This window comes from Pseudomonas sp. XP2 (assembly GCF_053557975.1).
The window spans coordinates 281-5,098 of record NZ_JBNRIK010000048.1; the positions used below are offsets into that span (position 1 = coordinate 281).

At 63.4% G+C, this 4,818-nt stretch carries 2 protein-coding genes and 2 tRNA genes; all 4 read right to left on the reverse strand.

Translation table 11 applies throughout. The annotated features are described in order from the left end of the window. Positions 1-144: 144 nt before the first annotated feature. Complete coding sequence (locus ACK1VC_RS28170) at positions 145-1,437, reverse strand: virulence factor family protein (protein ID WP_016488667.1); 1,293 nt, start codon at positions 1,435-1,437, stop codon at positions 145-147. Then, complete coding sequence (gene mprF, locus ACK1VC_RS28175; protein ID WP_016488666.1) at positions 1,437-4,079, reverse strand: bifunctional lysylphosphatidylglycerol flippase/synthetase MprF; 2,643 nt, start codon at positions 4,077-4,079, stop codon at positions 1,437-1,439. The genes ACK1VC_RS28170 and mprF overlap by 1 nt, the downstream gene beginning before the upstream one ends. A 262-nt stretch (positions 4,080-4,341) precedes the next feature. Beyond that, positions 4,342-4,418, reverse strand: a tRNA-Met gene (locus ACK1VC_RS28180). A gap of 134 nt (positions 4,419-4,552) precedes the next feature. Beyond that, positions 4,553-4,629, reverse strand: a tRNA-Met gene (locus tag ACK1VC_RS28185). Positions 4,630-4,818: the final 189 nt, after the last annotated feature.

The window sequence follows — 4,818 nt, forward strand, 5'->3', positions numbered from 1 at the left end:
TTAGGGCTCGTGTAATACCTGTGGAACTGGCTTGCACAATGCTTGAACGCTAGCGCGATCACTGTGGGAGCGGGCTTGCCCCGCGAACACCGGCAAAGCCGGTGCCATCCCATGCGCAACCTGCTTCGCGGAGCTCAGGCACATTCAGTTCTGTTCGGCGACGCTGGATTTACCTTGGCGTGTCTCGATCTCACCAATCAAGCGCTTGGCCAGCGACGGGTAGTTCTCATCAAAGTGGTGCCCCCCAGGCAGCTTCAGGCGTTCACCCACCGCGGTCTTTTCGGTGCAACCGCTCTCATCGCTCTCTTCCACGCCATACACGCACACCACCTTGGAGGCTGGCAGTTTGGCCATTTCCGGTCCGGTTGGTGCTTCCTGGCCTTCCTTGCCCAGCCAGCCCTCGACCTCGATCTCGAAACTGCCGCTGCGGGCAAAGGCCAGCAGCATCACTGCGTCGATACGTTGCTGGTCTTCCACCGGCAGGCGGTTGTAGATTGCCGGCAGCACATCGGCACCGAACGAATAACCGGTGAGGACAAAGCGCTTGGTGCCCCACTTCTGTCGGTAGTGCTGCATCAGCTCGGACAGGTCGGCAGCGCTTTGCTCCGGGGTTTTGTGCTGCCAGTAATAGCGCAGCGTGTCGATACCCACCACCGGGTAGCCCAGCTTGGCCATTTCTCCGGCAACATCGCGGTCAAGGTCGCGCCAACCGCCGTCACCGGAGAGGAACAGGGTGACCGTGTCGGTGGTCTGCCCGGCCGGCACTTCCACCACAGGGATGGCCAGGGCGTTGCCGTCGTGACCTACCAGGGCCTGGGTCAGCTGGGCCTTGAGCACTTGGGGCAGATGGATGTCGTAATCGCTGATGCTGGTTTCGGCGTTGACCTGGTCGCGCACGAAGGCGGCGCTGGCGTCATCCGGGTTGTCGTTCCAGGCGACGTTCCAGTGGCCGTGGGCAGCCGCCTTGGGCAGGGGGGACTGGCAGCCAGGTTGCTCCAGGTTGAAGTCCACGGAAATGGCCCGGGCCTTGTCATTGTTCTGGTTGGCCAGCCAGCGCCAGGCCTGGGCGGCGCCAGGGCCGATACCGGCGACCAACGTCGGCTTTTCTGGCAGCTCGGCCAAGCCCTGGTCCATCGCCTGTTGCTGCTTGCTGCAATCGTTAGGCGGCAAAATCACCTGCACCATTTGGGCTTCAGCGGCCTGGCTCAGGTCAAGCAGCTGCTTGTCCGTCAGCGCCTGATCCTGTGGCACACCGATTGCCACCCGGGCCTTGGGGTGCACACCTGGGGTCACGCGGGTGATGCTGGTGCCATTGATGCTCAATTGCTCCAGGCGCGCTTCGGGGGCGGGGCGCGTCCATAGCCAGAACGCCAGCGCACCCCCCAGGGCGGCCAGCAGCAGGGGAACCAGCAGGTACAGCCAAAAGCGTCGGGTCATCAACGTTTCACCAATCCAGTCAGGCCGCCTGCAATCAGGGCGGCAGTATCAGCCAGTGCCACCAGCGGGTCGAGCCCGGCCGGCACGGCCATGTAGCGGGGTTCCCAATCCGGTTGGAACTTGTCCTTGAAGCGTCGAAGCCCCTGGAAGTTGTAAAGCTGCTCGCCACGGCGGAACACCATCGAGCCCAGGCGCTGGGTCAGAGGCGCGCCACGCCGCGGCTGAAGGCCGGAAAGCGGCACCATGCCCAGGCTGAAGCGGGAATACTCATGGCTTTTGTAGTGCAGGATCAGGCCGATCATCATGAACTCCATGGTCAGCTTCGGTGCCTCGGGGTGCGCACGCATCAGGTCGAGGCTGGCCAGTTCGTTGCTGTGGGTCTCCAGCAGGTTGGCGAAGGCCACCGGCCGACCCTGGAAGCGGATCAGGGCAATGCGGAAGTGTTGCAGGTACTCCGGGCTGAAGCGCCCCAGCGAAAAGCCTTTCTCGCGCACGTTCTTGCCGCAGAGCCAGGCATCGGAAATTTCCTTCAGCTCTGCCAGCGGGGCCTGGCCGGGCTCGTGGATTTCCAGGCTCAGGCCGTCGCGGCCACCACGGTTCCAGGTGTAGCGCAGGTCCTTCATTTCCTTGCCCTTGGCTTCGAGATCGAAGCGGCGCAAGTCGACCCGGGCTTCCTCGCCCAGCTTCAGTGCAGTCAGGCCAATGTCCATATAGAACGGCAGGTTTTCCGCGCGTACCTGGTAGAACACGGGCCGGGCGTGGTGCAGGTCGCACAGGTCGCGGAACTGCCAGATCATTTCGGCGCGCTCCTGGGCCGGCCCGATCGGGTCGTACAGGGCCACTAGGCTGCGGCCGCGACGGGCATACATAAGGAAGGCATTGTCGCGGGGGTGGAACAGCAACGCCTTGTCCCCAGTCAGGGCCAGGCCGCCGTCGGGCTGGTCGGAGGCCAGCAGAATACGGTTGGCGCGCTGCAGTTCTTCCTCGTCGGGCAGGTGGATCACCGGCGGCGCGGTGCGCAGCAGCCAGGTCAGCGCCAAGGCGGCCAGCAGCAAGGCACTGCCCATGGCGGCGCGCAGGCCACGCGGGGCATCGGCATCAAGGGTGAACTGCCACCACAGCTGGTGGCTGTAGGGCACATCCTGGTAGGCGAACAGCAGCAGCCACACCGATGCGCCGACTGCACAGGCGCTGGCCACCAGGAACACCGGCGAAAACGGCAGCTCCAGCAGGCGGCTGGGCCGGTAGAAGGAGCGACGGAACAGGGCCAGCAGGGCGGCGGTGAAGGTCAGCAGGCAAGCCTCTTCCCAGTCAAAGCCCTTCAATAGCGACAACAGGGCGCCGACCAGCAACAGCACGGTGGTCAGCAGCCAGGCGGCGGACAGGCGCCGGCGCAGGCCCTGGGCCAGCAGCAGGCACAGCACGCCGATCAGGCTGGCGCCAAAGTGCGAGGCATCGATCAGCCGGTGCGGCACCAGAAAGCCCATGTGCTCCAGGCGCGTGTCGATTTCGGGGGTGACGCCAGAAAACAGCAGCACCATCCCGGACAGGAATACCAGTATCGACAGGATCGGTGCGGCCATCCCGGAGGCGGCTTTGATGGCCTGCTGTGCGAACAGCAGGCGCCGGGCTTCATTGGCCAGCAGCAGCACGCACGCCAGTAGCAGTGGCAGCACCACATAAATCAGCCGATACAGCAGCAACGCGGCCGCCAGTGGCGCGGCACCGAGCTGGTCGGCAAAGGCGGCCAGCAGGATAGCTTCGAACACCCCGACGCCGCCCGGTACGTGGCTAAGCACGCCTGCGGCCAAGGCCAGCAGGTACACCAGCACAAACGCGCCGAAGGGGGGGGCCTCGGGCAGCAACAGGTACAGCACGGTGGCAGCTGCTGCCACATCCAGCGCGGTGATCAGCAATTGCAGGGCGGCCAGGCGTGCGCCCGGCAGGCGCAGCGTACGGCGGCCCAGTTGCACCAGCAGGTTATTGGCCAGCGGCTGTTCGGCCAGGCGCCGGCGGTACAAGCCGAACACCAACAGGGCAGACGCCACAAGCACGGCGGCAGCGATACCTGCCAGCAGGCCTGGCGCCAACCCCAGTGCGGTCGAGGCTGCGGGCAGGTCGCTCAAGGTTGCCAGGGCGGCCAAGGGCGGCAACGCGCAGCCCAGTGACAGGCTGGCAAATACTGTCATGCGTGCGACTTCGCCAGCCCCCAGCCCCTGACGTGCATACAGACGGTAGCGCACCGAGCCGCCCGAAAGCATCGACAGACCGATGGCGTTGCCGATGGCAAAGGCGCTGAAACCACCCAGCACCAGGCTGCGTGCCGGCAGTTTCACGCCCGCATAGCGGCTGGCCGACCACTCGTAACCCAGCAGGATCACAAAGCCGATCACGGTCGCCAGCAAGGCGCCCAGCACCGACTGGGCCGGCACGCTGAGCATGGCATCGTGCAAGGCGTAGATATCCAGCTCGCTCAGCAGGTGGCGGCAGGCAATCAAGGCCATGGTGAACAGCACCAGGGTCACGACCAGGCCGATGGGCTGGCGGTAGCGGCTCACGCGTTCGAGCAAGGGCAGGCGCTGCACGGCACCGGGTAGCGCCGAGGCGAGCGGCACCGGAGGTTCGGGGTTGTGAGAGGTCATGGATTGCCCCGGCCATGCAGCGCGAGGTAGAGGAGAGGTACGGCCAAGTGAAAGTCCCTTAGGAAAACGTATCCAATATTACTCCGGGCTCAGGCGCTTTTAGCGGCCTGGCCGGGTTAAAGATAGTTCATCCTGGGCACAATGTCTCAAGCCTGCGGGTTGGCTGGAGGCCGGGGGAAAATCGAAGCAACGAAAAGCATTGAGCGCAAACGCAACAAACCCCGCGCTGCTGTTAGACAGGCGGGGTTTGTTCTGACGAATATGGTTGCGGGAGCCGGATTTGAACCGACGACCTTCGGGTTATGAGCCCGACGAGCTACCAGACTGCTCCATCCCGCGTCTGTGGGGCGGATTCTACAGTTTTCTGAAGGTGTGTCAAGCGCTAAGCTTTGATTTATCGAAGGTTTTTCGGCGTTACTTTTTTGAAGGCAAAGAAAAAGGCCACTGTATGAACAGTGGCCTTTTCTTGAATCTGGTTGCGGGAGCCGGATTTGAACCGACGACCTTCGGGTTATGAGCCCGACGAGCTACCAGGCTGCTCCATCCCGCGTCAGTGGGGCGGATTCTACAGCGTGTGGCTTGTATGTCAAGCGCTAAGCTTTGATTTTTCGAGGTTTTTCCGATGATGCTTTTTCAGCGGACAAAGAAAAAGGCCACTGGGTTAACAGTGGCCTTTTCTTGAACTTGGTTGCGGGAGCCGGATTTGAACCGACGACCTTCGGGTTATGAGCCCGACGAG